General features: G+C 61.2%; 27 protein-coding genes, 1 tRNA gene and 1 riboswitch. Of the genes, 10 read left to right on the forward strand and 18 right to left on the reverse strand.

Annotated features, from left to right (window positions below; genetic code table 11):
- Positions 1–93 precede the first annotated feature (93 nt).
- Entirely contained in the window at positions 94–1,170 is a 1,077-nt protein-coding gene (locus tag ACOSV0_RS02805; RefSeq protein ID WP_434108610.1) for an AI-2E family transporter, read from the reverse strand.
- Positions 1,171–1,329: 159 nt separating this feature from the next.
- Here ACOSV0_RS02805 and purM point away from each other — a divergent pair, with 159 nt between their 5' ends.
- On the forward strand, positions 1,330–2,385 hold the full coding sequence (purM, locus tag ACOSV0_RS02810; protein ID WP_434108611.1) for a phosphoribosylformylglycinamidine cyclo-ligase: 1,056 nt from the start codon (positions 1,330–1,332) through the stop codon (positions 2,383–2,385).
- An 85-nt stretch (positions 2,386–2,470) separates the two neighbouring features.
- On the opposite strand, the gene miaA is transcribed toward purM, so the two are convergent.
- Entirely contained in the window at positions 2,471–3,427 is a 957-nt protein-coding gene (gene miaA, locus ACOSV0_RS02815) for a tRNA (adenosine(37)-N6)-dimethylallyltransferase MiaA (RefSeq protein WP_434108612.1), read from the reverse strand.
- A gap of 43 nt (positions 3,428–3,470) precedes the next feature.
- Positions 3,471–5,519 carry a DNA mismatch repair endonuclease MutL gene (mutL, locus tag ACOSV0_RS02820; RefSeq protein ID WP_434108613.1) on the reverse strand — a complete coding sequence of 683 codons (2,049 nt, stop codon included), beginning with the start codon at positions 5,517–5,519 and terminating at the stop codon, positions 3,471–3,473.
- A 273-nt stretch (positions 5,520–5,792) separates the two neighbouring features.
- Between mutL and ACOSV0_RS02825 the strand changes: the two genes are divergently transcribed.
- On the forward strand, positions 5,793–6,464 hold the full coding sequence (locus ACOSV0_RS02825; protein WP_434108614.1) for a DedA family protein: 672 nt from the start codon (positions 5,793–5,795) through the stop codon (positions 6,462–6,464).
- Positions 6,465–6,632: 168 nt separating this feature from the next.
- Here the strand turns inward: ACOSV0_RS02825 and ACOSV0_RS02830 are convergent, their stop codons facing one another.
- From ACOSV0_RS02830 to ydfG, 12 genes are all read right to left on the reverse strand, one after another.
- Complete coding sequence (locus ACOSV0_RS02830) at positions 6,633–7,445, reverse strand: mechanosensitive ion channel family protein (RefSeq protein ID WP_434108615.1); 813 nt, start codon at positions 7,443–7,445, stop codon at positions 6,633–6,635.
- Positions 7,446–7,751: 306 nt separating this feature from the next.
- A complete protein-coding gene (locus tag ACOSV0_RS02835) occupies positions 7,752–8,126 on the reverse strand; it encodes a hypothetical protein (RefSeq protein ID WP_434108616.1) in 375 nt (124 codons plus the stop codon).
- A 272-nt stretch (positions 8,127–8,398) separates the two neighbouring features.
- Positions 8,399–9,064 (reverse strand): hypothetical protein, encoded by a 666-nt coding sequence (locus ACOSV0_RS02840; RefSeq protein WP_434108617.1) that lies wholly within the window; start codon positions 9,062–9,064, stop codon positions 8,399–8,401.
- A 222-nt stretch (positions 9,065–9,286) separates the two neighbouring features.
- Positions 9,287–9,362: transfer RNA gene (locus ACOSV0_RS02845), tRNA-Lys, on the reverse strand.
- 195 nt (positions 9,363–9,557) lie between these two features.
- Positions 9,558–10,307, reverse strand: coding sequence for a tol-pal system protein YbgF (ybgF, locus tag ACOSV0_RS02850; protein WP_434108618.1), 750 nt, complete (start codon positions 10,305–10,307; stop codon positions 9,558–9,560).
- 19 nt (positions 10,308–10,326) lie between these two features.
- A complete protein-coding gene (gene pal / locus ACOSV0_RS02855) occupies positions 10,327–10,836 on the reverse strand; it encodes a peptidoglycan-associated lipoprotein Pal (protein WP_434108619.1) in 510 nt (169 codons plus the stop codon).
- Between the two features lie 32 nt (positions 10,837–10,868).
- Complete coding sequence (gene tolB, locus ACOSV0_RS02860) at positions 10,869–12,161, reverse strand: Tol-Pal system beta propeller repeat protein TolB (RefSeq protein WP_434108620.1); 1,293 nt, start codon at positions 12,159–12,161, stop codon at positions 10,869–10,871.
- A 139-nt stretch (positions 12,162–12,300) separates the two neighbouring features.
- Positions 12,301–13,293, reverse strand: a complete 993-nt coding sequence (gene tolA / locus ACOSV0_RS02865) for a cell envelope integrity protein TolA (RefSeq protein WP_434108621.1) — start codon at positions 13,291–13,293, stop codon at positions 12,301–12,303.
- Positions 13,290–13,733, reverse strand: coding sequence for a protein TolR (gene tolR, locus ACOSV0_RS02870; RefSeq protein WP_325047707.1), 444 nt, complete (start codon positions 13,731–13,733; stop codon positions 13,290–13,292). Before tolR ends, tolA begins: the two co-directional genes overlap by 4 nt.
- 10 nt (positions 13,734–13,743) lie before the next feature.
- A complete protein-coding gene (gene tolQ / locus ACOSV0_RS02875; protein ID WP_012431821.1) occupies positions 13,744–14,421 on the reverse strand; it encodes a protein TolQ in 678 nt (225 codons plus the stop codon).
- Between the two features lie 155 nt (positions 14,422–14,576).
- A complete protein-coding gene (ybgC, locus tag ACOSV0_RS02880; RefSeq protein WP_434110376.1) occupies positions 14,577–15,056 on the reverse strand; it encodes a tol-pal system-associated acyl-CoA thioesterase in 480 nt (159 codons plus the stop codon).
- A gap of 70 nt (positions 15,057–15,126) precedes the next feature.
- On the reverse strand, positions 15,127–15,873 hold the full coding sequence (gene ydfG / locus ACOSV0_RS02885; RefSeq protein ID WP_434108622.1) for a bifunctional NADP-dependent 3-hydroxy acid dehydrogenase/3-hydroxypropionate dehydrogenase YdfG: 747 nt from the start codon (positions 15,871–15,873) through the stop codon (positions 15,127–15,129).
- Between the two features lie 238 nt (positions 15,874–16,111).
- A riboswitch (ZMP/ZTP riboswitch) is annotated at positions 16,112–16,220 on the forward strand.
- 166 nt (positions 16,221–16,386) lie between these two features.
- On the opposite strand from ydfG, the gene glyA reads away from it, so the two are divergent.
- The 7 genes from glyA to ACOSV0_RS02920 all read left to right on the forward strand — a co-directional run bounded on the left by glyA (position 16,387) and on the right by ACOSV0_RS02920 (position 21,342).
- Positions 16,387–17,634: a serine hydroxymethyltransferase gene (glyA, locus tag ACOSV0_RS02890; protein WP_434108623.1), complete on the forward strand. Its 1,248-nt coding sequence runs from the start codon at positions 16,387–16,389 to the stop codon at positions 17,632–17,634.
- A 6-nt stretch (positions 17,635–17,640) separates the two neighbouring features.
- Positions 17,641–18,123 (forward strand): transcriptional regulator NrdR, encoded by a 483-nt coding sequence (gene nrdR / locus ACOSV0_RS02895; RefSeq protein ID WP_280997910.1) that lies wholly within the window; start codon positions 17,641–17,643, stop codon positions 18,121–18,123.
- Positions 18,124–18,322: 199 nt separating this feature from the next.
- Positions 18,323–18,889: a GspH/FimT family pseudopilin gene (locus ACOSV0_RS02900; protein WP_434108624.1), complete on the forward strand. Its 567-nt coding sequence runs from the start codon at positions 18,323–18,325 to the stop codon at positions 18,887–18,889.
- 83 nt (positions 18,890–18,972) lie between these two features.
- Positions 18,973–19,344, forward strand: a complete 372-nt coding sequence (locus ACOSV0_RS02905) for a hypothetical protein (RefSeq protein ID WP_434108625.1) — start codon at positions 18,973–18,975, stop codon at positions 19,342–19,344.
- Positions 19,341–20,150: a PilW family protein gene (locus ACOSV0_RS02910; RefSeq protein WP_434108626.1), complete on the forward strand. Its 810-nt coding sequence runs from the start codon at positions 19,341–19,343 to the stop codon at positions 20,148–20,150. The genes ACOSV0_RS02905 and ACOSV0_RS02910 overlap by 4 nt, the downstream gene beginning before the upstream one ends.
- Before the next feature lie 302 nt (positions 20,151–20,452).
- The gene (locus ACOSV0_RS02915; protein ID WP_434108627.1) at positions 20,453–20,899 is read left to right on the forward strand and encodes a pilus assembly PilX family protein; all 447 of its coding nucleotides are present in this window, start codon (positions 20,453–20,455) and stop codon (positions 20,897–20,899) included.
- An 11-nt stretch (positions 20,900–20,910) separates the two neighbouring features.
- Positions 20,911–21,342, forward strand: a complete 432-nt coding sequence (locus ACOSV0_RS02920; protein WP_434108628.1) for a type IV pilin protein — start codon at positions 20,911–20,913, stop codon at positions 21,340–21,342.
- Between the two features lie 46 nt (positions 21,343–21,388).
- Here the strand turns inward: ACOSV0_RS02920 and ACOSV0_RS02925 are convergent, their stop codons facing one another.
- The 3 genes from ACOSV0_RS02925 to ACOSV0_RS02935 form a co-directional block, all read right to left on the reverse strand.
- Entirely contained in the window at positions 21,389–21,868 is a 480-nt protein-coding gene (locus ACOSV0_RS02925) for a DUF3318 domain-containing protein (protein WP_434108629.1), read from the reverse strand.
- Between the two features lie 124 nt (positions 21,869–21,992).
- Complete coding sequence (locus ACOSV0_RS02930) at positions 21,993–22,379, reverse strand: phage holin family protein (protein ID WP_434108630.1); 387 nt, start codon at positions 22,377–22,379, stop codon at positions 21,993–21,995.
- Between the two features lie 138 nt (positions 22,380–22,517).
- Positions 22,518–22,820 carry a DUF883 family protein gene (locus tag ACOSV0_RS02935; protein ID WP_028198798.1) on the reverse strand — a complete coding sequence of 101 codons (303 nt, stop codon included), beginning with the start codon at positions 22,818–22,820 and terminating at the stop codon, positions 22,518–22,520.
- Between the two features lie 357 nt (positions 22,821–23,177).
- On the opposite strand from ACOSV0_RS02935, the gene ACOSV0_RS02940 reads away from it, so the two are divergent.
- On the forward strand, positions 23,178–23,816 hold the full coding sequence (locus ACOSV0_RS02940) for a peroxiredoxin (RefSeq protein ID WP_434108631.1): 639 nt from the start codon (positions 23,178–23,180) through the stop codon (positions 23,814–23,816).
- Positions 23,817–23,885 lie beyond the last annotated feature (69 nt).

Here is a 23,885-nt window from a genome sequence, read left to right on the forward strand (position 1 = left end):
GCCGAAAATGAGGCTTGGGCCGCAAATGGCCCAAACTTCGGGCCCTAAAACGTGAATGGACAGTCAATGAGCCGTCGGTGACTCAATGGTTGCTCAGTTGTTGTAAAGCGTGCTTTCCAGATAGCTTTGACGCAACTCGCGCATCGCCACCGACAGAATGGCGCTGACCGGCAGCGCCAGCAGCACGCCGAAAAAGCCGAATAGTTGCCCAAACGCGAGCAACGCGAAGATGACCGCGAGCGGGTGCAGGCCGATCCGTTCGCCGACGAGGCGCGGCGTGAGATAAAAGCTCTCCACGATCTGGCCGACGCCGTAAATCAACGCGACCGCGCCGAAGCCGTACCAGTCGCCGAATTGCAGCAGGGCTGCGAGCAGCGCCAGCGCGAGACCGGTTGCAAAACCGATGTACGGGATGAACACGGCGAGGCCCGTGAAAATACCCACCGGCAGCGCGATCTCGAAACCGGCGATGGTCAGCGCAATCGCATAATAGACCGCGAGCACGCCCATCACGAGCAACTGGCCGCGCAGGTATTGCGACAGCATCTGATCCATATCGCGCGCGAGTTGCAGCGTCTTGTCGAGCCAGCGGCGCGGCACCACGATCTGCATGCGGGCAAGCATGCGGTTCCAGTCGTACAGCAGATAGAACAGCACGAGCGGCACCATCACGAGGTTGCCCACCACTGTCATCATCACGTTGCCGCTGGTGCGGATCGAGGTCCAGGCATACTGCGCGATCTGCTGCGCGCTGCCTTCGAGCTGGCCCATCACGAGATCGCGGATACTGGCGAAATCAAGCGAGTCGGCGAGGCCCAGCATGGCGAGCTTGGGTTGCAGCCAAGCGCTCACGTGCGCAAACAACACGGGCACCTGCTGCTTCAACTGCGGACCTTCTTTCTGGATGACGGCCAGCACCAGCAGCACGAGCAGTGTCATCATCAAGGAGAAAACCAGCATCATCAGCAAGGCGGCGAGTCCGCGCGGCACACGCCGGCGCACCATCCACGCGACGCCCGGTTGCAGAATGTACGCGAGAATGGCGCCGAGCAGAAACGGCGTGAGGACCGGGCTCAGGAGCCAGAGCAGAATGCCGACGCCCAGCGCGATCGCCAGCCAGATGAAGGCGCGGCGCTGCACAGGTGTCAGGATCGAGGAGTTCTGTTGCAAAGTTGTTTCCCAGGTGTCGTCGTGACCGGAAGGTTCCGGATGAGTCAAATTCCAGCCAGACGGCCGGCCACTCTGTATGGGACCCGAGTAAGCGCTGAAGCGCCAACTCGGGTCGGCATCGGGTAAAATCGCATTTTACCGACCTTCTTGCTCTTCCCCATGAATCAACCGAAATCCGCCTCTGACGCCCAAGGTTTGTCGTATCGCGACGCCGGCGTGGACATCGACGCGGGCGACGCCCTTGTCGACGCGATCAAGCCCTTTGCCAAAAAGACGATGCGCGACGGCGTACTGGGCGGCATCGGCGGGTTTGGCGCGCTGTTTGAAGTGCCGAAGAAATACAAGGAGCCGGTGCTGGTTTCGGGCACGGACGGTGTCGGCACCAAGCTGCGCCTCGCGTTCCAACTGAACAAACACGACACCGTCGGCCAGGATCTGGTGGCGATGAGCGTGAACGACATTCTGGTTCAAGGCGCTGAGCCGCTGTTCTTCCTCGATTATTTCGCTTGCGGCAAGCTGGACGTCGGTACCGCGGCGACGGTCGTGAAGGGCATCGCGCATGGTTGCGAACTGTCGGGCTGCGCGCTGATCGGCGGCGAGACGGCTGAAATGCCGGGCATGTATCCGGACGGCGAGTACGATCTGGCCGGTTTTGCGGTCGGTGCGGTGGAAAAGAGCAAGATTATCGACGGCAGCACGATCGCCGCGGGCGACGTGGTGCTGGGTTTGGCCTCAAGCGGTATCCATTCGAACGGTTTTTCGCTGGTGCGCAAGATTATCGAGCGTGCACAGCCGGATCTGAATGCGGATTTCGATGGCCGCTCGCTGGCCGACGCGTTGATGGCGCCCACGCATATTTATGTGAAGCCTTTGCTGGCCTTGATGCAGCAGATCGCTGTGAAGGGCATGGCGCACATCACCGGCGGCGGCCTGGTCGAGAATATTCCGCGCGTTCTGCGCGAAGGTCTGACGGCCGAGCTGGATCACCGTGGCTGGCCGATGCCGCCGCTGTTCTCGTGGCTGCAGAAGCACGGCGGCGTGGCGGATGCGGAAATGCACCGTGTGTTCAACTGCGGGATCGGCATGGCAGTGGTGGTTTCCGCGGCTGATGCCGACGCTGCGATCGCATCTTTGTCGGCAGCCGGCGAACAGGTCTGGAAGATCGGCGTGATTCGCGAAAGCGCGGCCGGTGAAGCTCAGACCGTGGTGATCTAACCGCCAGCTTGACCTGAACCAGCCTGACTTAAGGCTGGTTTGCCTGCGCGGCGCACAGAAAGAACACGCCGCGCGGGTAAAGACCTCAAATCAACGCTTCAACCAAGCTGACAACCTGCGCAGTCGCGTGGGGATCGCAGCAATCGACCACAACCCGCTCTGTCATGCTGCGCAGCCATGTGAGTTGCCGCTTGCACAATTGCCGGGTAGCAAAGACGCCCTTGTCCCGCATGGTCGAATAATCGACCGCTCCGTCGAGATATTCCCAGACCTGCCGGTATCCCACGCAGCGCATGGATGGCATATCGGGCAGCAAATCTCCGCGCTCGCGCAACTTCACCACTTCGTCGATAAAGCCGTCGGCCAGCATGGCGTCGAAGCGCTTTTCGATGCGCGCGTGCAGCACGCTCCGGTCGGATGGCTCCAGCGCAATCGGTACGAAGCGCCACGCTAACGCGGCGTCGTCGGTTCGAGCGGGTGCGGCCAGCAAAGCGGACATCGCTTGTCCCGTCAGCATGAAAACTTCGAGTGCCCGCTGAATTCGCTGCGAATCGTTCGGCGCGAGGCGCGCGGCCGTAACGGGATCGACGGCGGCAAGCCGTGCATGCATAGCCGGCCAGCCATCACGTGCAGCGTCGGTATCGAGCGTCGCACGCACGTCGGCATCGGCGGCGGGCAGGTCGTTCAGCCCCTGAGTGAGCGCCTTGTAGTACAGCATCGTTCCGCCGACCAATAACGGCAGCCGCCCGCGCGCGCTGATCTCGCCGATCAGGCGCAACGCGTCGCTGCGAAATTCCGCCGCCGAATACGCGTCCGCCGGATCGACAATATCGATCAGATGATGCGGCGCTACGGCGCGTTCGTCCTGCGTCGGCTTGGCCGTGCCGATATCCATCTCCCGATAGACCAAGGCCGAATCGACGCTGATGATTTCCACTGGCCGCCGTGTGGCCAGCGTCAGCGCGGCAGCAGTTTTGCCGGATGCGGTTGGGCCCAGCAGGCAGGGGATCGGTGTGGGAGTGCGTGAAGTGCTTGAGGTCATGGGCAAGACGGCGCGCGCCGAAGAAGCGTAACCAGGCGCACCGTCATTGCCCACGCATGAACAACCGATCGAGATCGGACAGCGTCAACTGATACCACGTCGGACGCCCGTGGTTGCATTGGTCGGCGCGCTCGGTCGCCTCCATCTGGCGCAGCAACGCGTTCATTTCGTCGAGTGTCAGACGCCGGTTCGCGCGCACTGCGTGATGGCACGCGAGTGTGCCGAGCAATTCGTGCTGACGCTCGGTCAGCACGCGTGAACCGCCGAATGCATGCAGGTCGGAGAGAACCGCGCGTGCCAGGGCCTGCAGATCGGCGTCTTTCAGCAAGGCGGGCACGGCGCGGATCGCGAGCGTAGTCGGCGACAGCACCGCGAGATCGAAACCCAGTGCGTCCAGCGTGTCGCGTTCTTCTTCGACCGTGCCGATTTCGATCGGATCGGCCTGCATCGTCTGCGGAATCAGCAGCGGTTGCACGGCAATCGTACGATCGGCCAGCGCGTTCTTGAACTGCTCGTACAGGATGCGCTCGTGCGCGGCGTGCATATCGACGATCACGAGTCCATGCGCGTTCTGCGCGAGCACATAGATGCCGTGAATCTGACCGAGCGCAAAGCCGAGCGGTTGCTCGTCCGAAGCATTGAACGCAGGCGATGCGTATGACCCCGAGGTGTTGTACGGGGACGGTGTTTCCGCAGCCGAGTCGCGCGCTTCGAATAGCGTCGCGCCTTCCGCTGTGCCGGAGTTCGTGTCTCTACGGCCGAACAGCGCGTCGTAGAACGCCAACGGTTGCGCAACCGGCAACGTGCCTTGCGTCATGCGCGCCTGGCGCATCCAGGTATTGCCGGGCTGCGATGAACCGGATCCGCTGTTGAAGCCGCCGCCAGAGCCACCTGCGCTGATCCCCGCGCCGGCACCGAAACCCGTGGCGTTTCCCGCACCCGCGCCACCCAGTGGCGTCGCTCCAAACGAAGCAGGTCCGGCCGACGCTTCCAGATGCGCCGCATGCCCACCCGCTGTCGTTTCCGGGGACGCACCCGCGTGCCGCGCCAATGCGCGTTGCACAGCGTGGAACACGAACTGGTGAATCGAACGGGAATCGCGAAACCGCACCTCGATTTTCGAGGGGTGCACGTTCACGTCGACCGCTTCTGGCGGCAGATCGAGGAACAGCACGTACGATGGGTAGCGGTCGCCGTGCAGCACGTCTTCGTAGGCGGCGCGCACCGCGTGCGTGAGCAGTTTGTCGCGCACGAACCGGCCGTTGACGAAGAAATACTGTTGATCGGCGCGCCCGCGGCTCGCGGTCGGCAGGCCGGCGCAGCCGTAGACGGCCAGCGGTCCGGCGGATTCGTCGAGCGGCAAATGTGCCGTCGCGAAGGTCTCGCCAAGAATTTTCGCGACCCGCGCGGGCGGCTCGCTGGCGTTCCAGTGTTCGACCGCTTTACCGTTATGCAGGACCGAAATCGCCACGTCCGGCCGCGCCAGGGCAGCGCGGCGAATCTGTTCGAGGCAATGGCCAAGTTCGGTCTGCTCGCTTTTCAGGAATTTGCGGCGCGCAGGCGTGTTGAAGTACAGCTCGCGGACTTCGATCGTGGTGCCCTGGGTACCGGCGGCCGGGCTCAGTACACCGGTTTGCGCATCGACACGCACGGCATGCGGCGCATCAGCAGTGCGGCTAGTGATCGCCATTTGCGCGACCGACGCAATCGACGCCAGCGCCTCACCGCGAAACCCCAGCGTGGCAACCGCTTCCAGTTCGGCAAGCGAGCGGATCTTGCTGGTCGCGTGACGCATCAGCGCAAGTGCGAGTTCGTTTTCGGGGATGCCGCAGCCGTCGTCGGTGATCGAAATGCGTTTGACGCCGCCTTCGTCGAGCAGGATGCGCAGCGTTTGCGCGCCGGCGTCGAGCGCATTTTCCAGCAATTCCTTGACCACCGAGGCCGGCCGCTCGACCACTTCGCCCGCGGCAATCTGGCTGATCAACTGATCGGGCAGGGGCAGGATCGCCCGCAACGGGCGTGGGACGGGCGCGGAGGCGGAATTTGCGGCCGCGTCAGTGGTGCTGGCAGGCGTTTCGGAGAATTCTGACATGGCGAAATTATAGCGATTCGGCGCGAGCAGGCTGGATGTGGGCCGATGGCATGGGTCGGCGCGGTCTCGCGGCCGGCGACAGCCGGACTGCCAGATTGACGCAAGGCGCCGAAATTGCCCACGCACGGCAGATTTTTAATCGCAGCCGGGCACTTTCGGTATCATGACGCGGTCAATTTCCGGCAGCGAGCGTGCGTTCGCTGCTCGTCGCCCGCAGGACTGCTCACGCGGCCGTTCCCGCCACGCTTACATTCGCTTAATAAAGGACGCTTTTTGGACACGCTGCTACAGTTCGCCAACCTTGTCTTGCACATCGACAAGTTTCTGGGAGTCTTTATTCACGAGTACGGCGCCTGGGTCTATGCGGTGCTGTTTCTGATTGTATTCTGCGAAACCGGGCTGGTCGTTCTGCCTTTCCTGCCGGGCGATTCGCTGCTGTTCATTGGCGGGGCTTTTTGCGCGACCGGTGAAATGAACCTCGGTCTGTTGATTGTGCTGCTGCTCGTCGCAGCGGTCACCGGCAACACGGTGAACTACATGATCGGGCGGTCCATCGGGCCTCGGGTGTTCAATTCACATATCCCGTTTCTTGAGCGCTTCCTCGACCGCGCCGCGTTGCAGAAGACGCATAACTTCTATGAAAAGCATGGCGGTAAAACCATCGTGCTGGCGCGTTTCATTCCGGTGGTGCGGACATTCGCGCCGTTCGTTGCCGGCGCCTCGGAGATGACGGTTAGCCGGTTCCAGTTGTTCAACATCCTCGGCGCGTTGTCCTGGGTGTTGCTGCTGGTGTTCCTCGGCTACTTCTTCGGCAACATTCCGTTCATCCGGCAGTATCTGAATCTGATCGTGCTGGTCGGTATCGGCGCGGCCGTGGTGCCGGTCGTGCTCGGTGCTGTGTGGAAAATGACGCGCAAGAACGCGTCCAAGGCCGGCAACCACTGAGGCTTCAGGCTGTGTGAAGCAGGACGAAAAACGGCGTCGCGAATCTCGCGACGCCGTTTTTATTTTGCGGCCCTGATTCCAGTGCATGAGCCGCGGAAGTTGTGAACAAGCTTGTTGTCCTGGCGGGTCACCCGGACTGGGCCGCTGACCTGAATCCCTCTGTCGTGCTCACGTCACCGCGCGCGGCGCAAGTGGCGTTTCCGGAGTCGGATAGCCGGCTTCCTTGAAGGTTTGAACGATCGCACGATTGGTGTCGAAGTAGACCTGCCAGTAATGCTGATTGTTCGTATAGGGCCGCACGCATAGCAAGGGTCCTTCAGGCGTAAAGCTCAGCACTTCGATATCCGGCGCTGGGCTTTCGGCCACATTCGGAATCTTCGTGATGGCCGCCTTCAACCGGCTCATTGCATCCGTCGGGTCGACGCCGTTGGCGATCTTCGCTGTCAGCTCGACACGCCGCACCGGCAGTACGCTGTAATTCGAGATCGTGTCGGAGAAGATTTTGTTGTTGCCGACGATGGTCGTCACGTTGTCCGGTGTCACGATGGTCGTGCCGAACAGCCCCAACTCGGAGACCGTGCCGGTAACGCCGCCTGCCGTGACAAAATCGCCCACCTTGAACGGCCGTAGTACCTGCATGAAGATGCCCGCCGCGAAGTGGGCGAGCAAGCCGCCCCAGGCAGTGCCGATTGCAAGACCGAGGCCGGCGAGCAAGGCGGCGAACGAGGTAGTCTGGACGCCGAACACTTGCAGGATCGCAAGGATCAGCATCAGGTTCAGCAGTGCGCCGAGAATCGAGCCGAGGTAATGAGCGAGCGTTGGATCGACGCGGCCGTTTTTCGCTAGCAGTTTGCGAAGCAAGCCGGTGATCAGGCCAATGATCCAGCGGCCGACGATCCACAATACGATCGCGCCGAGTACCTTGGTGCCGAGGTCGATGCCTCGGGTCATGATGAACACGCGTACGGTTTCGAGATCCAAGATGTTCCTCGTTGGTTAAGTTGCCTTCGACTGATTGAACGGCGGTAGCGCAATACAGCGGCAAATGCCCGGTGACGGGCGCAAACGGTAACCCTCGGTCTTCGGAAGTTATAGGCGACGGCGCGCCCATACGCAAGGTCCGTTCCTGATGATGATGCGGATTGCGTGAGGAGAGAAAACGAGCCGCATATTGCGGGGCTCTGCTGGGATGACGCGTGCAGTTTCCGCAGACCTTGGAGTGCCTTCGGCACGCGCTCGTGTTGTGGGTTTGCCGCTGACGAATTCTCGTGTCCGGGCAGCGTGGAATTACATCGGCAGATGTGATTCGGAATACGGGGACGTGCGAATGATCAGGGTGTTCTCGTGGTTAGCTTTGGCAGGGCGCGTGCGACGTGCCGCATGCCGCCAGGCAAACGCCGCCATGGCTGCCAGTATGTACGCACAGGCGCGTTCGAAGAATGCGCTCGACGTGCTGAATTGGCCATAGCGGCTCCGCGCATCGGCAAACACGAGAAAGGTCAGCGCGGCATCGAGCAGCAAGGCGGCCGAAGCCAGTGCGACGAAAATGTGCGCGCCATTGAGCGCGGCGCCGGGCACGAGCCGGTTGCACAGATGACACGCGAGCAGCACGATAGTCAGCAAAGCAAGGTTCGAGGCGAAGTCGAACAGAAAATTGGACATGGTGACGGAATGAAGGTGCAGGGATCTGCGGCGTTGCCAGAGCGTCTGCGCACGCAGCATTGCAGCGTGATTCGCAGAACCGGCGGCGATCATTGCACGTCTTTATGTCTCAATAAATATCAATGTTCGGACTCCGTTTTATCTGTTCCGTATCTGAGAGGTACCAGGTAAGGCGGGTCTCGTGATCGCGTAAGTCATTGTGATTTACGCTGTGAGAATGTTTCGCGTCGCTTGAAAGGCCGCGGCAATGGCAGGTGCGGCTGCCCGTGCGATCAAAAGTGATACGAAAGGCCAATTTGCAGTGTGGGGTACCATCGATAAGGCGAGGCCTTGTCCCGCAGTTGTTGCAAGCCGGTCGCGATAATCTCCTGGCTCATTGCAGGACCCGCGACCTGCGTCAGGGCCGGTGACAGCGTATAGGACGAGCGCGGCAGGCCATAAGCAACGCCGAGATCGACCACCAGGCCAAATCCTTTGGCTGCGGGTTGCAAGCCATAGCCCACCCCGAGATAAGGCATCAAGGTTGGGTACTTGACTGTGGCGGTCGCATACTCGCCAGGAAAGGCGGGTGTGGTCTTGCCTTTGAACGTGTAGGTGCCGTTAGTGGGAACGGAATTGCCGCTGACTTCGTCGTCCGTGAAGCGAAGACCGGCGGTGATGCGAAACCCGCAGTTCGACCACGGGAACAGATCGCCATAGAGGCCGCCCTGGCGAAGCCGCACGCCGTCGGCATAGCGATTTCCGCCCACCGTGAAGTCATGCGAGAAGTTGATCGCGTTGAAATCCGCGTGCATGCCGAACCAGGACGTGACATTCAGCGCCGCGCCGATGCCGACACCGAGCGTCCCACCCTCCAGGAATATTTCCTGAGCGAGCGATGTTTCGATCGAGATCGCCAAACCTAAACCTACTACCCAGATTACTTTTGCAGTGTTCATGGGCGCCCCCCTGGGCGGTTGGGCAGCGGGGTCGTTTGGCCTGGCAACCCTGTCTCATGGTTTTTTTTGAGGTGCTCTTGGGCACCATGAAACGATCATGCTTGCGGAATACGCGGAGGGTCTGTGGGGTGTCGAACTATTCGGGGGATCGAGCGGGGAGGGCGGCGCGGGCCGCAAAAGAAAAGGGCTTGCACGCTGACGCGTGCAAGCCCTTGAATCTTTTGGTAGGCCGTACGGGATTCGAACCTGTGACCAACGGATTAAAAGTCCGCTGCTCTACCAGCTGAGCTAACGACCCAAAAGAGAAGCGAAATTATAGCGATATCACCTACGGGCTGTCAACCCATGGTGGTTGGTCGAGCTATCCGCACTTCAGATAGTGAAAAGCCCGAGGTATTGCTACCCCGGGCCTTCCAGCGAGAGGCGCGCGTGACTGCTTATTGGGAAACTGCACGGCCACTGCGCGTTACAGCAACTGCTAAACCTTGTACGACTACTTGATCTGCGCCAGCTTGCTCTGAGCCGACTGCGCGACGTCCGAGCCGCTGTACTGCGCGACGATCTGCTCCAGCGTCTTCTTGGCCGCAGCCTTCTGACCTTGCTCGAGCTGATTGTTCGCAATCGCGAGCAACGCGTCCGGTGCACGCGGATGCTGCGGGTAGTTCTTCACCACACCTTGCCATGTCGCCGTCGAGCCCTTGTAGTCGCGCAGCGCATACAGCGCGTTGCCGAGCCAGTACTGCGCGGTCGGCTGGTAAGGGCTGTTCGGGAACTTGGAGATGAAGCTACGGAACGACGCCGCCGCATTCTTGAAGTCGCCGTTGCGGAACTGCTGGGAAGCCGCATTGAACGAATCGGTTTCACCCGGCTGCACCTCGCCCTGGACGCCGTCTACCGTCTGTTGCTGCGGCTCGAATTTCTTCAGCCGCGTGTCCAGATCGGTGTAGTAGTCCTTCTGCTGTTTTTGCAGCGTGGAGAGTTGGTTGCCCATGTCTTCGTTCTGCCCACGCAACGTCGCGACCTGCTGATTCAGCTGATCGAGGCGGTTGGACTGATCGAGGATCGTGCGCTGTGCGGCCGACAGTTGGCTCGACAGGCTATCGGTCTTCGAACGCAGATCGAGAATGGCCTGACGGGCCTGATCGTCGTCGAAGATGCCCGCATGCGCGGGCACAGCCGCGAAGGCCGTGCCCGCGACGCAGGCCGCTGCGGCAAACCGCAGCCAGGAGAAACGATGCGTCATTCGGCTCATCACCCGTTACTTACTGTTGGTACACGAGGTCGGCGCGGCGGTTTTGTGCCCACGACGATTCGTCATGACCGGTTGCTTGCGGCTTTTCCTTGCCGAGGCTCACGGCTTCCATTTGCGAGTCCGTCACGCCCATCAGCGACAGCGAACGGCGCACAGCTTCAGCACGCTTCTGGCCGAGAGCCAGGTTGTACTCGCTGGTGCCGCGTTCGTCGGTATTGCCCTGGATCAGGACGTGACGTTGCGGATGGCTCTTCAGGTATTGCGCGTGTTGTTGCAGCAGCGATTGGTAGTCGTCCTTGACCGAGTAGCTGTCGAAGTCGAAGTAGATGCTGCGCTTGGCGAGCGGGCTGTTCGGATCGTTCAGCGGATCGACATTGACTTGAGCGACGTCAGTCGGATTCGGTTGCGTCGAAACGGCACCACCCTTGTTAGCGTTTTCGTCGAGCTTGACGCCCGAGTGACATGCGGCCAGCGCACCGACCATCAATACGGCAAATGCGAAACGAAGTTTTGAAATCATTTTGTTACTCTCCTTGTGTTATTGCATCAACGTTACTGCATAAACGGGCCCCAGGATGGTTCGCGTACGCTGCCACCCTGAACGGACAGGACCTGCCGAGTGCGACCGTCGGTCGATACTGCGGCCAACACGCCACGGCCGTTCACCTGTGTGGCGTAAAGAATGTACTGACCGTTCGCCGCGAAGCTCGGCGATTCGTCATGTGTGGTGTCCGTCAGACCCGTGGCCGTGTTGCCTTGCAGGTCCTGGATGTAGAGCTTGAATGCGCCGCCGACACGCGAGATGTAAGCGAGCTGCTTGCCGTCCGGGCTGACGCGCGGGCTGGTGTTGTAGTTGCCCGTGAAGGTCACGCGTTGCGCGGCGCCGGCGTTCTCGCCCTGAGCCGACATCTTGTAGATCTGCGGCTGGCCGCCACGGTCGCTGGTGAAATAGATCGACTGGCCGTCAGGAGAGAAGCACGGCTCAGTGTCGATCGAGCTGCCTTGCGTCAGGCGCCGCAGGCCGCTGCCGTCCGCGTTGACGGCGAAAATCTGCGTGTTGCCGGTGCGCGAGAGCGCGACAGCCAGCGTGCGGCCATCCGGCGACCATGCCGGGGCGCTGTTGTTACCCTTCTGGTCCGATACGACCACGCGACGGCCCGTAGGCAGATCGTGGATGTAGACGATCGGCTTCTTCTTTTCAAACGAAACGTAAGCGACCTTGGTGCCGTCAGGCGACCATGCCGGCGAGATGATCGGCTCGGGGCTCGACAACGCAATGTGCGCGTCCTGGCCGTCCGAATCGGAAATCTGCAATTGATAACGGCCGCCCGTCTTGATGACGTACGACAGGCGCGTGGCGAACACGCCGCGGCCACCCATCAGCTTGGCGTAGATGTAGTCCGCGACCTTGTGCGCGCTCATGCGCAAGCCGCTTTCCGGGCTCACGAGCACGAGACCGCCCAGGCTTTCGCCCTTGACCGTGTCATACAGTTTGAAACGCACTTCGTACTGGCCGTTCGGCAGGCGGTTCACGCTGCCCGAGACGAATGCATTCGCGCCCTTGGCTTTCCAGCTGCCGAGGTCGACGGAGTCTGTTTCGGAGACCGGCGTGCTGCCCGCGTCGATATTCGTGAATTTGCCGCTGCGTTGCAGATCCTGGCGCACGATTGTGCTGACCTGCTGCGGCGAGTTCGCTTCATTGGCGAAATTCGCCGTTGCGATCGGAAACTGTGTGGACCCGACGCCCGTTACGAGGACGTTGAGTTGTGCGTTGGCGGCGCCACCGACGGCGATCAGGCACGACGCTACAAGTGTCCGCAGGCCTAGCTTGGTCATCAAACTCATACTGAATGGTTTCCCCAAAAACGGTTTTACTAACACTTCATGACAGCAGAGAGACCCGCGAATATCTAATTCGTTCCCGGGCGCGCCGCGCTGGGCGGGGCGCCGCGTCTGCTGTCAACTGATTGTTAAACTGGTGCAATCAAGGTGCTGGCCGCAGCGTAATCAGGAAGTTGGTCGGCGCCTTGCCGTTCACGTCCAGAGGCATCTGCTCGGTAAGCTGAACAGCCCGCACCGCCGCTTGATCCCAGGCAGCGTTGCCGCTGCTGCGCGAGATTGATGCGCTCAGCAACGTGCCGGTTGGCGAGCAACGTACCGAAACCACAGTTTCCAGGCCGCTTGTTTCGCCGCCCCAAGAGACGTGCGGGAGCACGGCGCGGCGCACCTTGTCCGCATAGCCCGGCGATGTCGCAGTGCCACCCGAGCCGCTACCCGTGCCGCTCTTGCCAAGTCCATCGGTCGAGCCAGTTCCGCCGGCTGAGCCCTGCATCTGCGCAAGACGGGCACGGCGTTCCGCATCCAGCTTCTTCGCCTGCGCCGCAGCATCGGCCTGAGCTTTGGCCTTCGCCGCTTTCTGCGCGTCGGCCTGCTCCTGCTGCTGTTGTTCTTTCAACTGCTGCTGCTGCTTTTGCTGGTCAGCCAATTGTTGCTGCTTCAGCTTCTCAGCCTGCTGCTGTTGCTGTTGTTGCAACTGTTTCTGCTTGAGCGCCGCTGCTTTTTGCGCGGCGAGTTGCGCTGCCTGATCGGCCGCCAGTTGCTGCTGGCGCTTCGCCTCGGCTTCCTGCTGGGCTTGCAGCTTCTGCTGACGCAGCTGCTCGGCGAGTTGTGCCTGACGCGCCGCTTCCTGTTGCTGGCGTTTCTTTTCCTGTAGCGCGATGTCGGCCTGTTCGTCCGGCAGCGGCGGAGCAGGGGCTACCGGCACGGGCGGCGGCGGAGGCTGGCGCGGGATGGCCGTATCGGGCACCTCGGTCCACAGTTCCGCTTCCGCACCTTCCGGCGTGCTGTTCTGCCATTGAATGCCGTGGTACAGGAAGAATCCGAGCAGCGCATGCATCACCAGCGCGAACGCAAAGGCTCGCCCGGTGCCGCGTTCACGCGGTGGCTGGAGCGGGTATTCGGAATTCTTACGGATCATTGCGATTTGACGAGCAGTCCAACGCGCTTGACGCCCTGAGCTTTCAGCTCGGACATCACATTCATGACGACTTCGTACTTCACGGTCTTGTCGGCGGCGATCACAACCGGCTGGTCAGGATGCGATTGCGCACGATCGGCGATGAAGCCGTTCAGGTCGGCCTTCGTCATGTTTTCCTGTTGCTGGGCCCCCGCGTCGTCCTTGTATTTGACGCTCATATTGCCGTCTGCACGGATATTGACGATTACAGGCGGAGTTTGCTGCTGCGGCGCAGCACCGCCGACTGTTGGCAGATTGACGATCGACGGGGCGACGAGCGGCGCGGTCACCATGAAGATCACGAGCAGCACGAGCATCACGTCGATGTACGGCACGACATTGATGTCGGCCATCGCGCGGCGTTGACGGGACCCGCGCATGCTGGAGGAAGAGCCTGCCATCGTGGACTCCTTACTGTGCCTGGCGCTGCAGAATGTTCGAGAATTCTTCGATGAAGGTCTCGAAGCGGATTGCCAGACGGTCGATATCGTGCGCGTAGCGGTTGTAGGCGACCACGGCCGGAATCGCGGCGAACAGGCCGATTGCGGTGGCGGTCAGCGCTTCGGCAATACCCGGCGCGACGTTCGCAAGCGTAGCCTGCTGCACGTTGGCGAGGCCGCGGAATGCATTCATGATCCCCCACACCGTGCCGAACAGACCGATATACGGGCTGACCGAGCCAACCGACGCAAGAAACGCCAGATTTGCCTCGAGCACGTCCATTTCACGCTGGAACGCGGCGCGCATGGCGCGGCGTGCGCCGTCGAGAATCGCGCCTGAATCGTTCAGGCGCTTTTCCTTGCCTTTCAGGAATTCGCGCATACCGGACTCGAAAATCCGTTCCAGGGCGCCGATCGTATGGCGGTTGTTCGCGGCGCTCTGATAGAGCGCCTGCAGGTCGCCGCCCGACCAGAAATCGCGTTCGAAGCGTTCAGTTTGCGCGCGGGCGCGGCGGATCGCAAACCACTTGCGGAAGATAAAGGTCCACGACAATAGCGACAGCAGAAGCAGCAGCGCCATGACGGCTTGCGCCAGCAGGCTGGCATTGAGTACGAGTGAAACGATCGACAGATCTTGTGTAGTGTTCATAAAGGTTCGTTTTAACGTCCCGGAAGGGGGCGTCCGGCTGCAAGGTCACTCGAAGCTTGCCGTGAGCAAAACGGAAGCATCGGCGATATTGCAAGCCGAACCATGCTTTGTGTTGCTTGATCGATATGAGTTCACTGGCCCCGTAACAACGGGGTTCAGTCGTTGTCCGTTGACATGCCACCATGGTTCACGCCTGGTCCGCGCCGCAAAGCAGCGAGAACCGGTGGAGGAATCGCGGCCGGCCGCAGCGCAATGCGGTCGACGCAGCCGACCCGGATGGACCCGGAAGCAAGCAGCGTGCCGTCACGCCACGCTTCCTGCGCAAAATCGACGGATGCGCGGCCAAGACGCTCGATTCGGCTTACCACGTTGACGACGTCGTCGAGCCGGGCCGGTGCCCGATAGTCGACTGCGGTGCTGCGCACAATGAAGATTGCGCCCGCTTCGTCGGCGAGCCGGTTCTGGTCGACGCCGCACGCGCGCAGCCATTCGGTGCGCGCCCGCTCAAAAAATTTCAGGTAATTCGCGTAAAACACGATGCCGCCGGCGTCGGTATCTTCGTAATACACGCGGATTGGCCACGTGAAGCCGATTTCCGTGCCGGGCTGGCTGGTCGACATATTCATGCCGCGCATTTTACCGGAACGCATACCCTGAGGTCTGTTTCAAGATGTGCGCCCCGCCTGGCGGGCCTCAGCCGGAATTTCAGCCGCGATGAACGGACAAAGCGGAGAACGACTGGGCCACCGGCATCAGTTCGATCGTGTTGATGTTAACGTGGGCCGGACGCGTGGCGATCCAGTAGATCGAGTCGGCGATATCTTCGGGTGTCAGCGGTTGTACGTTCTCGTACATCTTGGCCGCTTTTTCGTCGTTTCCGCGGAAACGCACGTTCGAGAACTCGGTGCCTCCGCACAGACCCGGCTCGACATTGGTTACGCGCAATGCCGTACCGGTCAGATCGGCGCGCAGATTCAGACTGAACTGGTGCACGAACGCCTTGGTGGCGCCATAGACGTTGCCACCCGCATACGGCCAGCTGCCGGCCGCCGAACCCAGATTGAAAATGTGGCCGCGGTTGCGCTCCACCATGCCGGGCAGGAGGGCGTGTGTGATCTGCACGAGGCCCGTGCAGTTGGTCTCGATCATGGTGTTCCATTCGTCGAGGTTCGCCTTTTGCGCCGGCTCGATGCCGAGCGCGAGCCCGGCATTGTTGACGAGTACGTCGAGCGCGGCGAAATCGGCGGGCAGCGAGGCTGGCACAGCCTCGACCGCGGCGCGGTCGCGCACATCGAGCTCATACGGCAGAAGGGCGTCGCCGAGTTCGTCGGCGAGCGCCTGCAGGCGGTCCTTACGGCGCGCGGTGGCGACGACACGATGGCCGCCCTTGACGAAAGCGCGAGCGATAGCGGCGCCGAATCCTGCGGACGCCCCGGTGACGAACACGATCATTGCAGTTCCCTGGTTGGTAGGAGAGAAAGGCCCCAAGCCTACTTCCAATGCGGCGCTGCGGCAAGGATGAACCAGCCGTACAAGTGGCTGCGGCAGGGACGCGGAACGGGTTCCGGGTGCGTTTTCGTCAGATGTTTGCGCGCCGCTCGCGACGACGCCATAAGTGGCTTCCTGGGCGCCCGGCGGCCTTACAGGAAGCCGGTTGCCTATTCGATCCTCTTCCAATAAACTAACGCGCTCATCCCTGCGTGACTGGCGATAGAACCGGTTCAAGCAATCGGGTTCAAGGTGGAACAACCCACCGTGAAGCGCAGGGTGCCGTTTTGCCGTTCGCCTGGGCAGCCGTGATCCGCGCGCATTGATCTGCGCTGACGGTGGCTGTCCTGCCTCGCGTGTGCGGCGACTCTCTATCCGCCACGTCAGGGCTGGCCCAGCCGCCAGCAGCGCTGCGTACCCTCTACGCAAGATTCGGCGCACGATCCGGTCAACCTGAACACACTCAACGGAATCCGTATGTTTGATAGAGCCCAAAGCACCATCGCCAACGTCGATCCTGAACTCTGGAAAGTCATCGAGCAGGAAAACCGCCGTCAGGAAGAGCACATCGAACTGATCGCGTCGGAAAACTACACGAGCCCGGCCGTGATGGCTGCGCAAGGCTCGCAACTCACGAACAAGTACGCCGAAGGGTATCCGGGCAAGCGTTACTACGGCGGCTGCGAATATGTCGACGTCGCCGAGCAGCTGGCGATCGACCGTGTCAAACAACTGTTCGGCGCCGAAGCTGCCAACGTGCAGCCGAATTCCGGCTCGCAGGCGAACCAGGGTGTGTTCTTCGCCATGCTCAAGCCGGGCGACACGATCATGGGCATGAGCCTCGCGCACGGTGGCCACCTTACGCACGGTTCGCCGGTCAACATGTCGGGCAAGTGGTTCAACGTGGTGAGCTACGGCCTGAACGAAGCCGAAGACATCGACTACGACGCGGCTGAAAAGCTTGCCGAGGAACACAAGCCGAAGCTGATCGTGGCCGGTGCGTCGGCGTTTTCGCTGCGCATCGACTTCGAACGGATGTCGAAGATCGCCAAGTCGGTCGGCGCGTATTTCATGGTCGACATGGCGCACTATGCCGGTCTGGTCGCCGCCGGCGTCTACCCGAATCCGGTGCCGCACGCCGACTTCGTCACCACGACCACGCACAAGAGCCTGCGCGGCCCGCGCGGCGGCGTGATCCTGATGAAAGCCGAGTTCGAAAAGCAGATCAATTCGGCAATTTTCCCGGGCATTCAGGGTGGTCCGCTGATGCACGTGATCGCCGGCAAGGCCGTCGCGTTCAAGGAGGCGCTGTCGCCGGAATTCAAGGCGTACCAGCAGCAAGTCGTCGAGAATGCACGTGTACTGGCTGAAACGCTGGTCAAGCGTGGTCTGCGCATCGTCTCGGGCCGCACCGAAAGCCACGTGATGCTGGTCGACCTGCGCGCGAAGAAGATCACCGGCAAGGCAGCGGAAGCTGCGCTCGGCGCGGCGCACATCACGGTCAACAAGAACGCGATTCCGAACGACCCGGAAAAGCCGTTCGTCACGAGCGGTGTGCGTCTCGGCTCGCCGGCCATGACCACGCGTGGCTTCGGCGTCAAGGAAGCGGAGCAGGTGGGTAACCTGATCGCCGACGTGCTGGACAACCCGGAAGACGCAGCCACGATCGAACGTGTGCGTGCACAAGTTGCCGAGTTGACCCAGCGCTTCCCGGTTTACCGCTAAGCCACCATGCACTGCCCCTTCTGCCGTCACGCCGATACGCAAGTTGTGGATTCCCGCGTATCCGAAGACGGTGCGACGATTCGCCGGCGCCGCCGCTGCCCGGCCTGCGACAAACGTTTCACGACGTATGAGCGGGTCGAGCTGGCGTTGCCGTCGGTCGTCAAGAAGGACGGCAGCCGCACGGAATTCGATCGCCGCAAGATCGTCGCAAGCATGCAACTGGCGCTGCGTAAGCGCCCGGTGGCAGCGGACGCGATCGACGCGGCGGTTGCCCGCATCGAGTATCAATTGCTCGGCAGCGGCGAGCGTGAGGTGCGCAGCGAGCGCCTCGGTGAACTCGTGATGAACGAGTTGCGCGCGCTCGATACGATTGCCTATGTTCGTTTCGCTTCTGTCTACCGGCGCTTTGAAGACGTCTCCGAATTCGAGGACGTGATCGAAGAATTTCGCCGCGCCTCTTCTCCTCCCAAGCCGACCCGCAAGCGCTGATTGCTGTCGCGCCACAAGTTGCATTCCAGCTTCCGTTTTCCGCCGCGTTGATTCGCGCATCTGCATTTCCGTCCCCGTAATGGTTCGTCACGCGTGCATTTTTGCGCGGGACAGCGTCTGAGTGCCACCTGGCCGTTCGGCCGATTGTTGACCCGCTTGCGAATCGCTAGATTGGCTGCATTCTTTGAAACGATCAGGGATGCAGATGAAATGGGATGCAGTCTGTTTGCGGCCGCGCCGCGGTTTTACGCTTGTTGAAACGCTGGCTGTCGTCACGCTGCTGGCGGTCATCGCGACGATGGCTACGCCGTCGTTCGTTGCGTGGCATCTGCGGGATCAGGTCGACGCGCGTGCGAAAGCGCTTGCCTCGACGCTCGCCTATGCGCGCAGCGAAGCATTGCGCCGAGGTACCCGCGTCACCGTGTGCCGGATCGACGCGGCGCGACATTGTCTTGCCGCAGGGCAAGCTTGCGGTAACGGCGTTACCGACTGGTCGTGCGGCTGGGCTGTATTGGCCGACCGTGATGGCACGCTCTCGCTTCTGCGCGCGCATCCTTTGCTCGCAGCGGTCAGTATCACGGGGACGCAGACAAGTCTCACGTTCACGCCACCGGCGGGGCAGTTAATCGGTACCTTTCGCAGCTTTGATATCGCGCCGCGCGTGCCGTCGAAAGCGACTCAGGGCGACAAGTGGCGGCGTTGCATCCGCATCGCGGCGGGTGGGCGCGCGCGGATTGTCGAAGGCGCATGTGGAGCGGCATCGTGAGCCGATATCCGTCGAATCCACGAGCGCGCAGTTGTCCAGCAAGGTGCCTGACAAGGCGTAGCGGTAGTTCGCTGATTGAAGTGATGCTGGCCGTTGCCCTGATGGCGGTGACGGCGCTCGGGCTGATCGCCGGTCAATTGTGGACTGCGCGCGAAGCCTGTGCGATGGCAATGCGCGAGCACGCGGCGTGGATAGCCGATTCCGTCGCTGAAGCGATGCGTGAGCCCTCAACAGGCGACTCTGCGATCAGGCAATGGAGCGTGCGTGCTACGGCCCTGTTGCCGCACGGCGAAGCGTCGGTAGTGGAAAGCAGCGGTGTGTCTGGCGCACTTGTCACGTGGACGGCGCTGCGTGACATGCCGCGCGCCGACGATGTCATCGACAAGCCCGAGTCGTGCGGTGCTGCGGATAGCCCTACGGGCTCCGCATGCGTTGCCCTGGCGTTCGCAAAATGATGCACCGTACGGTTATCTCGCGTGGCCATACGCTGGTTGAGTTCGTGATCGCAATTGCGCTGGGACTTGTGGTGACTGCCGGCGCGATTTCGCTCTATACCACTCAGCGTAACGTGTTCGAGCACTCGGCCGATGCGATTCATATCCGCGAAGCGGGCCTGACCGCGCTTACGCTGATGGGCCAGCAACTTCAAATGGCTGGTTTCGTACCAGCGGACGTTGTGAGGTTCAGTAGTCCGCCGGCGTTATTCGGTTGTTCTGGCGGCCGCCCGACCGGTGCCGACGACGGCGTTGCCTGCGAGGCGTTGCCGAGTCATTCAGACGGCATCGCGATTCGTTATGTCGGGGACAATATTTCGACGTGGCCGTCAACAACGGGCCAATCGACTGATTGCCTCGGCCAGGCGGTGACGGACAACAACGCAGCCCTCGGCGGGCAGGGTGTACTGGTGGTCAACCGCTACTTCGCCAGGGTCAGCGGGTCGACGGGTGAGCCGGAACTTTATTGCGAAGGTAACGGCAAGGCGGGGTCCGCGCAACCGCTGGTCGAAGGCGTCGAGCGTGTGCGACTCAAGTACTGGTTGGCGGGCGCCCAGACCGCAATAGATGCTGCGGCAGTGACGGCCGATCAATGGACAAGGATTGTCGCCGTCGATCTTTGCGTGCTCGTCCGTGGGGCTCCTGGAGGGCGGCGCGTACGCTATGTCGATTGCGACGGTGTGAGCGCGCTTGGTGCCGATATGCGGGCGCGTCAGGCTTTCTGGCGGCGGGTAGCGATACGCAATCACGCGGAGGATTCCCTGTGACAGGAGGACCTTGCAATGTAACGCAGCGCGCGGCGTCGGCTCAGCGAAATCCAGATGTTCGTTCCGCGACAGTAAGCGGAGGCGGAGAGCGTATCTCACAACTGGCGTGCCCATGCTCGTCAAATACGCAGTGCCGTCTCGTGCGACTGACTCACCGAATATGCCGCAGATGCTTCGTATGCGGGAAACGCTCGTCGCGCCGCGAGCAACCGGGACATTGGGCACGTCTTATCCGCGCTAGTCGCGGCTTACGCGCTCGCAATGGCGGCACCGTCCTGCCGATCGTCCTGCTGATTTCCGCGATGATGTTGACCACCTCCGCGGCCTGGTTCGAAACATCGCTTGCGGCGGCGCGCGGTGCCGGCAACGTGCGCGACTATTTGCAGGCATTTCATGCCGCGGATTCCGCGTTGACCTTATGCGCCCGGAGCGCAGTCGCGGCAGCACCTTCCGAGCCGCCGCCAGTGGCGTCGCTCTCGCCCGGCGAGCCGACGCAATGGAAGCACGAAGCAGCGTTCGATGCCGGCGCCATCGCGCCCGTTGCGCGATGGCCCGGATCGCTGCAAGCGCCGCAATGTTTGATCGAAGCGTGGCGTCTGGATACTCGCCCTGATGCCCGAGCCTATTTACTGACCTCGCGTGGCTTCGGCCGGACCAAAGAGTCGCAGGTGTGGTTGCAGATGGAACTCGTGATCACCGGTGAGCTGATCGAACGCCATTGGCGTCGCGTTGCCGCACGCCCGTTTTGACGAGGAGACACATGACAAGGCCGAACACATCCGCATTTACGCTACTGGAACTGATGATCGCGCTGGCAATAGCGGCGACGCTGGTCGTGTTTGCCGTGCCGTCGTATCGGAGCCATGTCGCGCGGACCCACAGGGTCGACGCGGCATCCGCCCTTTATCGGGCTGCGCAATTCGTCGAGGGAGCGGCAAGCGACGGCACCGCGACATTGCCGGCGGGTCTGGATCAGGCGCCGCAATTCGGCACGCCGATCTACCGGTTGCACGTGTTGCCGGTGGACGACGCAAATGGTGGTTATTCGGTGGAGGCAGTGCCGATCGAAATCGGCCCGATGCACGACGATGCTTGCGGTACCTTCACCCTGGATGCAACCGGGTTGCGCGGCAATAGAAGCGCTGCGAACGGTGCGGCGCCGGCAAGCGGCGAATGCTGGAATACGAGCTAGCGTTACTGGAGAACGCGGTGTCGGCGAGTTGACGCGTATTGACGCTTCAGTAACCGCTATCGACAACCTTTTCCTTGTCGTTGGTCGAGGCGGTGGATTCATTCTTCATCTGCCGCCAGATTCGATATGCCTCCCAACCGGCAAGCGCAAGGCCGCCCCATTTGAACGCAGGTTTTGCACCCGCTGCAATGGTTGCGCGCAGCGGTTTGGCCAACACCAGCGAAGCGATCGAACTGATGAGCGGATACTGTTTGAGGAGCGCGCCGATATTCCCGGCGTTGAGGAAACGTGCCTTCGACCCGGACCCCACGCGCATGCCGCCGAAGCCTGGCAGAATGAATTTGAGCCAGCTGAAGTGCGTGACTGCCTGCCGCAATTCGATGGTGGCCTGAGCAAGCTCCATGCGTTCGACATCCGCGCGCACCAGCAGCAATTCCTTGCGCAGCGCTCGAAGGTGCGGTGCACTCAGGTCCTTAGCCTGGTAGCGCTTGTTGCGGAAGGCGGTATCGGAATGGGTTTGGCTCATGGCGTGTCGGCGGCAGTGGAAGTGGGACGGTACAACAGTGCTGCAAATCGCTCGAGGTGTTTGCTAGCGCCCGGTATGCCGGGTATTCGTGAAGGAAGCGCATGCCCCTGTTATGCCTGCTGTATCACGGCTTGCGGAACAGCTCGCGGTCTTTTTCGAACTCGGCAAGAGTGGCTTCGAACACTATTGGGGCATTGCGCAAACCGCTGCGCGCTTTCAGTGCACAGGCTATTCCTGCAATTGCATAAACTGTCGTGATGCCGGCAAGTGCCTGCCATCGGTAGGTGTCCCAGAACGCGATGGCGATCAGCGCCGTTAACGCGATCAAGGCCATTGTGGCGAGCATCATGGCCGCGAGGCCGAGGAACAGCACGCCGATCAGACGGTCTTTTTCTTCGGCGAGTTCGATACCGACCAGTTCAAGCCGTGTTTGCAAGATGGCAAACACGGATCCGATGATGCGGCGCAACGGACTATGTTCGCCGTGCTGCGATTGTGTTTCTATCGTCATAGCTTTGGGCGTTGCGCGTGAAAACCTAACCGGCGCGTGAAAACGAGCGCGCCAAGAGAAGCAGACCGGCCATACGCGCGCCGGTCACCTCGATTCGCTGATGCGCCGGGCGCGATTTGCCCGGCAGCGTCACCCTTGTTACTTGCGGTTGATCAACAGACCCAGCAGCACGCCAGCGCCAGCGGCAATGCCGATGGATGCCCACGGATGCTCATGCACGTAGTCGTCGGTGGCACGCGCGGCCTTCTTGCCTTTCTCGACCACTACGACCTGGACGTCAGCCGCCTTTTCTTTGGCCTGCTTCAGGCGCGTAAGCGCCGTTTCACGCAGTTCAGAAGCGCGCTCGCCAGTGGCGCTCGCGGCCTGTTTCAGCAAATCTTCAGCGTCCGCGAGGACGGTTTTGATATCCGACATCAATCTCTCCTTGTTGACTTCCGACATTGACAGCTCCCCTTCGTATCACGCCACGCGTGAATCGTAACCAAAGAAACGGCCGCTGGCGAGCGCAGTGCTCGATTCATGAAAATGAACGCATGAACCGTTCCTGGTTGGAGCAAAGCCTTAAAACCCCACCTTTGCTGCACCCGGCAGCAAAGTTTGCCTAAGATGGAGTTGATCTGTCCCGCAAAGTTTCCACTAAATCAGTGAAAATTACAAAAACGCATAAAGTAGTGACTCGATGTTCGTTCGCTATGTACCGTCACTCCCGTATGCTGTACTTTTGTTAGGCGCGCTGTAGCAGAGCGTCGTGCGCAAATGCTCGCGCAGAATGTCCGAATACAATCAAGGAGCTGCATCATGAGTCTACGTCTTGGCGATATCGCACCAGATTTCGAGCAGGAGTCGAGTGTCGGCCGCATCAAGTTCCATGAATGGCTGGGCGATAGTTGGGGCGTGCTGTTCTCGCACCCCGCCGATTTCACGCCGGTCTGCACGACCGAGCTGGGTTTGACGGCGAATCTGGCCGGCGAATTCGAGAAGCGCAATGTGAAGACGATTGCACTGTCGGTCGACAGCGCAGAGTCGCACAAGGAATGGATCAAGGATATTAACGAGACGCAAGCCGCCAATGTCGGTTTCCCGATTCTCGCGGACGGCGACCGCAAGGTCTCCGAGCTGTACGACATGATCCACCCGAATGCCAGCGAAACGTTCACGGTTCGCTCGCTCTTCGTGATCGATCCGAAGAAGAAGGTGCGTCTGACTATTACGTATCCGGCCAGCACCGGGCGCAATTTCGACGAAGTACTGCGAGTGATCGACTCGCTGCAACTCACCGATTACCATTCGGTCGCCACGCCTGGCAACTGGAAGCAAGGCGATGACGTGGTGATCGTGCCGTCGTTGAAAGATGAAGAAGTCATCAAGCAGAAATTCCCGAAGGGATACAAGGCGCTGCGCCCATACCTGCGTCTGACGCCGCAGCCGAACAAGTAAGCGGTTAATGCAGCGGGAAGCGCGTCGCTAGCCTCACCGCGGCGGCGCAACGAAAAAGGCCGGTTCAAA

The organism is Paraburkholderia caffeinilytica (genome assembly GCF_051027425.1).
Lineage (GTDB): Bacteria > Pseudomonadota > Gammaproteobacteria > Burkholderiales > Burkholderiaceae > Paraburkholderia > Paraburkholderia caffeinilytica_A.

Excerpts from the sequence above, each read along its gene's own strand:
- glyA (WP_434108623.1), top strand. The coding sequence starts at position 16,387 with ATGTTTGATAGAGCCCAAAGCACCATCGCCAACGTCGATCCTGAACTC.
- ydfG (WP_434108622.1), bottom strand. The coding sequence starts at position 15,873 with ATGATCGTGTTCGTCACCGGGGCGTCCGCAGGATTCGGCGCCGCTATC.
- tolB (WP_434108620.1), bottom strand. The coding sequence starts at position 12,161 with ATGAGTTTGATGACCAAGCTAGGCCTGCGGACACTTGTAGCGTCGTGC.
- ACOSV0_RS02910 (WP_434108626.1), top strand. The coding sequence starts at position 19,341 with ATGATGCACCGTACGGTTATCTCGCGTGGCCATACGCTGGTTGAGTTC.
- ACOSV0_RS02905 (WP_434108625.1), top strand. The coding sequence starts at position 18,973 with ATGCTGGCCGTTGCCCTGATGGCGGTGACGGCGCTCGGGCTGATCGCC.
- purM (WP_434108611.1), top strand. The coding sequence starts at position 1,330 with ATGAATCAACCGAAATCCGCCTCTGACGCCCAAGGTTTGTCGTATCGC.
- nrdR (WP_280997910.1), top strand. The coding sequence starts at position 17,641 with ATGCACTGCCCCTTCTGCCGTCACGCCGATACGCAAGTTGTGGATTCC.
- ACOSV0_RS02900 (WP_434108624.1), top strand. The coding sequence starts at position 18,323 with ATGCAGATGAAATGGGATGCAGTCTGTTTGCGGCCGCGCCGCGGTTTT.
- tolQ (WP_012431821.1), bottom strand. The coding sequence starts at position 14,421 with ATGAACACTACACAAGATCTGTCGATCGTTTCACTCGTACTCAATGCC.
- ACOSV0_RS02915 (WP_434108627.1), top strand. The coding sequence starts at position 20,453 with ATGATGTTGACCACCTCCGCGGCCTGGTTCGAAACATCGCTTGCGGCG.
- ybgF (WP_434108618.1), bottom strand. The coding sequence starts at position 10,307 with ATGACGCATCGTTTCTCCTGGCTGCGGTTTGCCGCAGCGGCCTGCGTC.
- mutL (WP_434108613.1), bottom strand. The coding sequence starts at position 5,519 with ATGTCAGAATTCTCCGAAACGCCTGCCAGCACCACTGACGCGGCCGCA.
- ACOSV0_RS02935 (WP_028198798.1), bottom strand. The coding sequence starts at position 22,820 with ATGTCGGAAGTCAACAAGGAGAGATTGATGTCGGATATCAAAACCGTC.
- miaA (WP_434108612.1), bottom strand. The coding sequence starts at position 3,427 with ATGACCTCAAGCACTTCACGCACTCCCACACCGATCCCCTGCCTGCTG.
- ACOSV0_RS02930 (WP_434108630.1), bottom strand. The coding sequence starts at position 22,379 with ATGACGATAGAAACACAATCGCAGCACGGCGAACATAGTCCGTTGCGC.
- ybgC (WP_434110376.1), bottom strand. The coding sequence starts at position 15,056 with ATGCGCGGCATGAATATGTCGACCAGCCAGCCCGGCACGGAAATCGGC.
- ACOSV0_RS02840 (WP_434108617.1), bottom strand. The coding sequence starts at position 9,064 with ATGAACACTGCAAAAGTAATCTGGGTAGTAGGTTTAGGTTTGGCGATC.
- pal (WP_434108619.1), bottom strand. The coding sequence starts at position 10,836 with ATGATTTCAAAACTTCGTTTCGCATTTGCCGTATTGATGGTCGGTGCG.
- ACOSV0_RS02940 (WP_434108631.1), top strand. The coding sequence starts at position 23,178 with ATGAGTCTACGTCTTGGCGATATCGCACCAGATTTCGAGCAGGAGTCG.
- ACOSV0_RS02835 (WP_434108616.1), bottom strand. The coding sequence starts at position 8,126 with ATGTCCAATTTTCTGTTCGACTTCGCCTCGAACCTTGCTTTGCTGACT.
- ACOSV0_RS02920 (WP_434108628.1), top strand. The coding sequence starts at position 20,911 with ATGACAAGGCCGAACACATCCGCATTTACGCTACTGGAACTGATGATC.
- tolA (WP_434108621.1), bottom strand. The coding sequence starts at position 13,293 with ATGATCCGTAAGAATTCCGAATACCCGCTCCAGCCACCGCGTGAACGC.
- ACOSV0_RS02925 (WP_434108629.1), bottom strand. The coding sequence starts at position 21,868 with ATGAGCCAAACCCATTCCGATACCGCCTTCCGCAACAAGCGCTACCAG.
- tolR (WP_325047707.1), bottom strand. The coding sequence starts at position 13,733 with ATGGCAGGCTCTTCCTCCAGCATGCGCGGGTCCCGTCAACGCCGCGCG.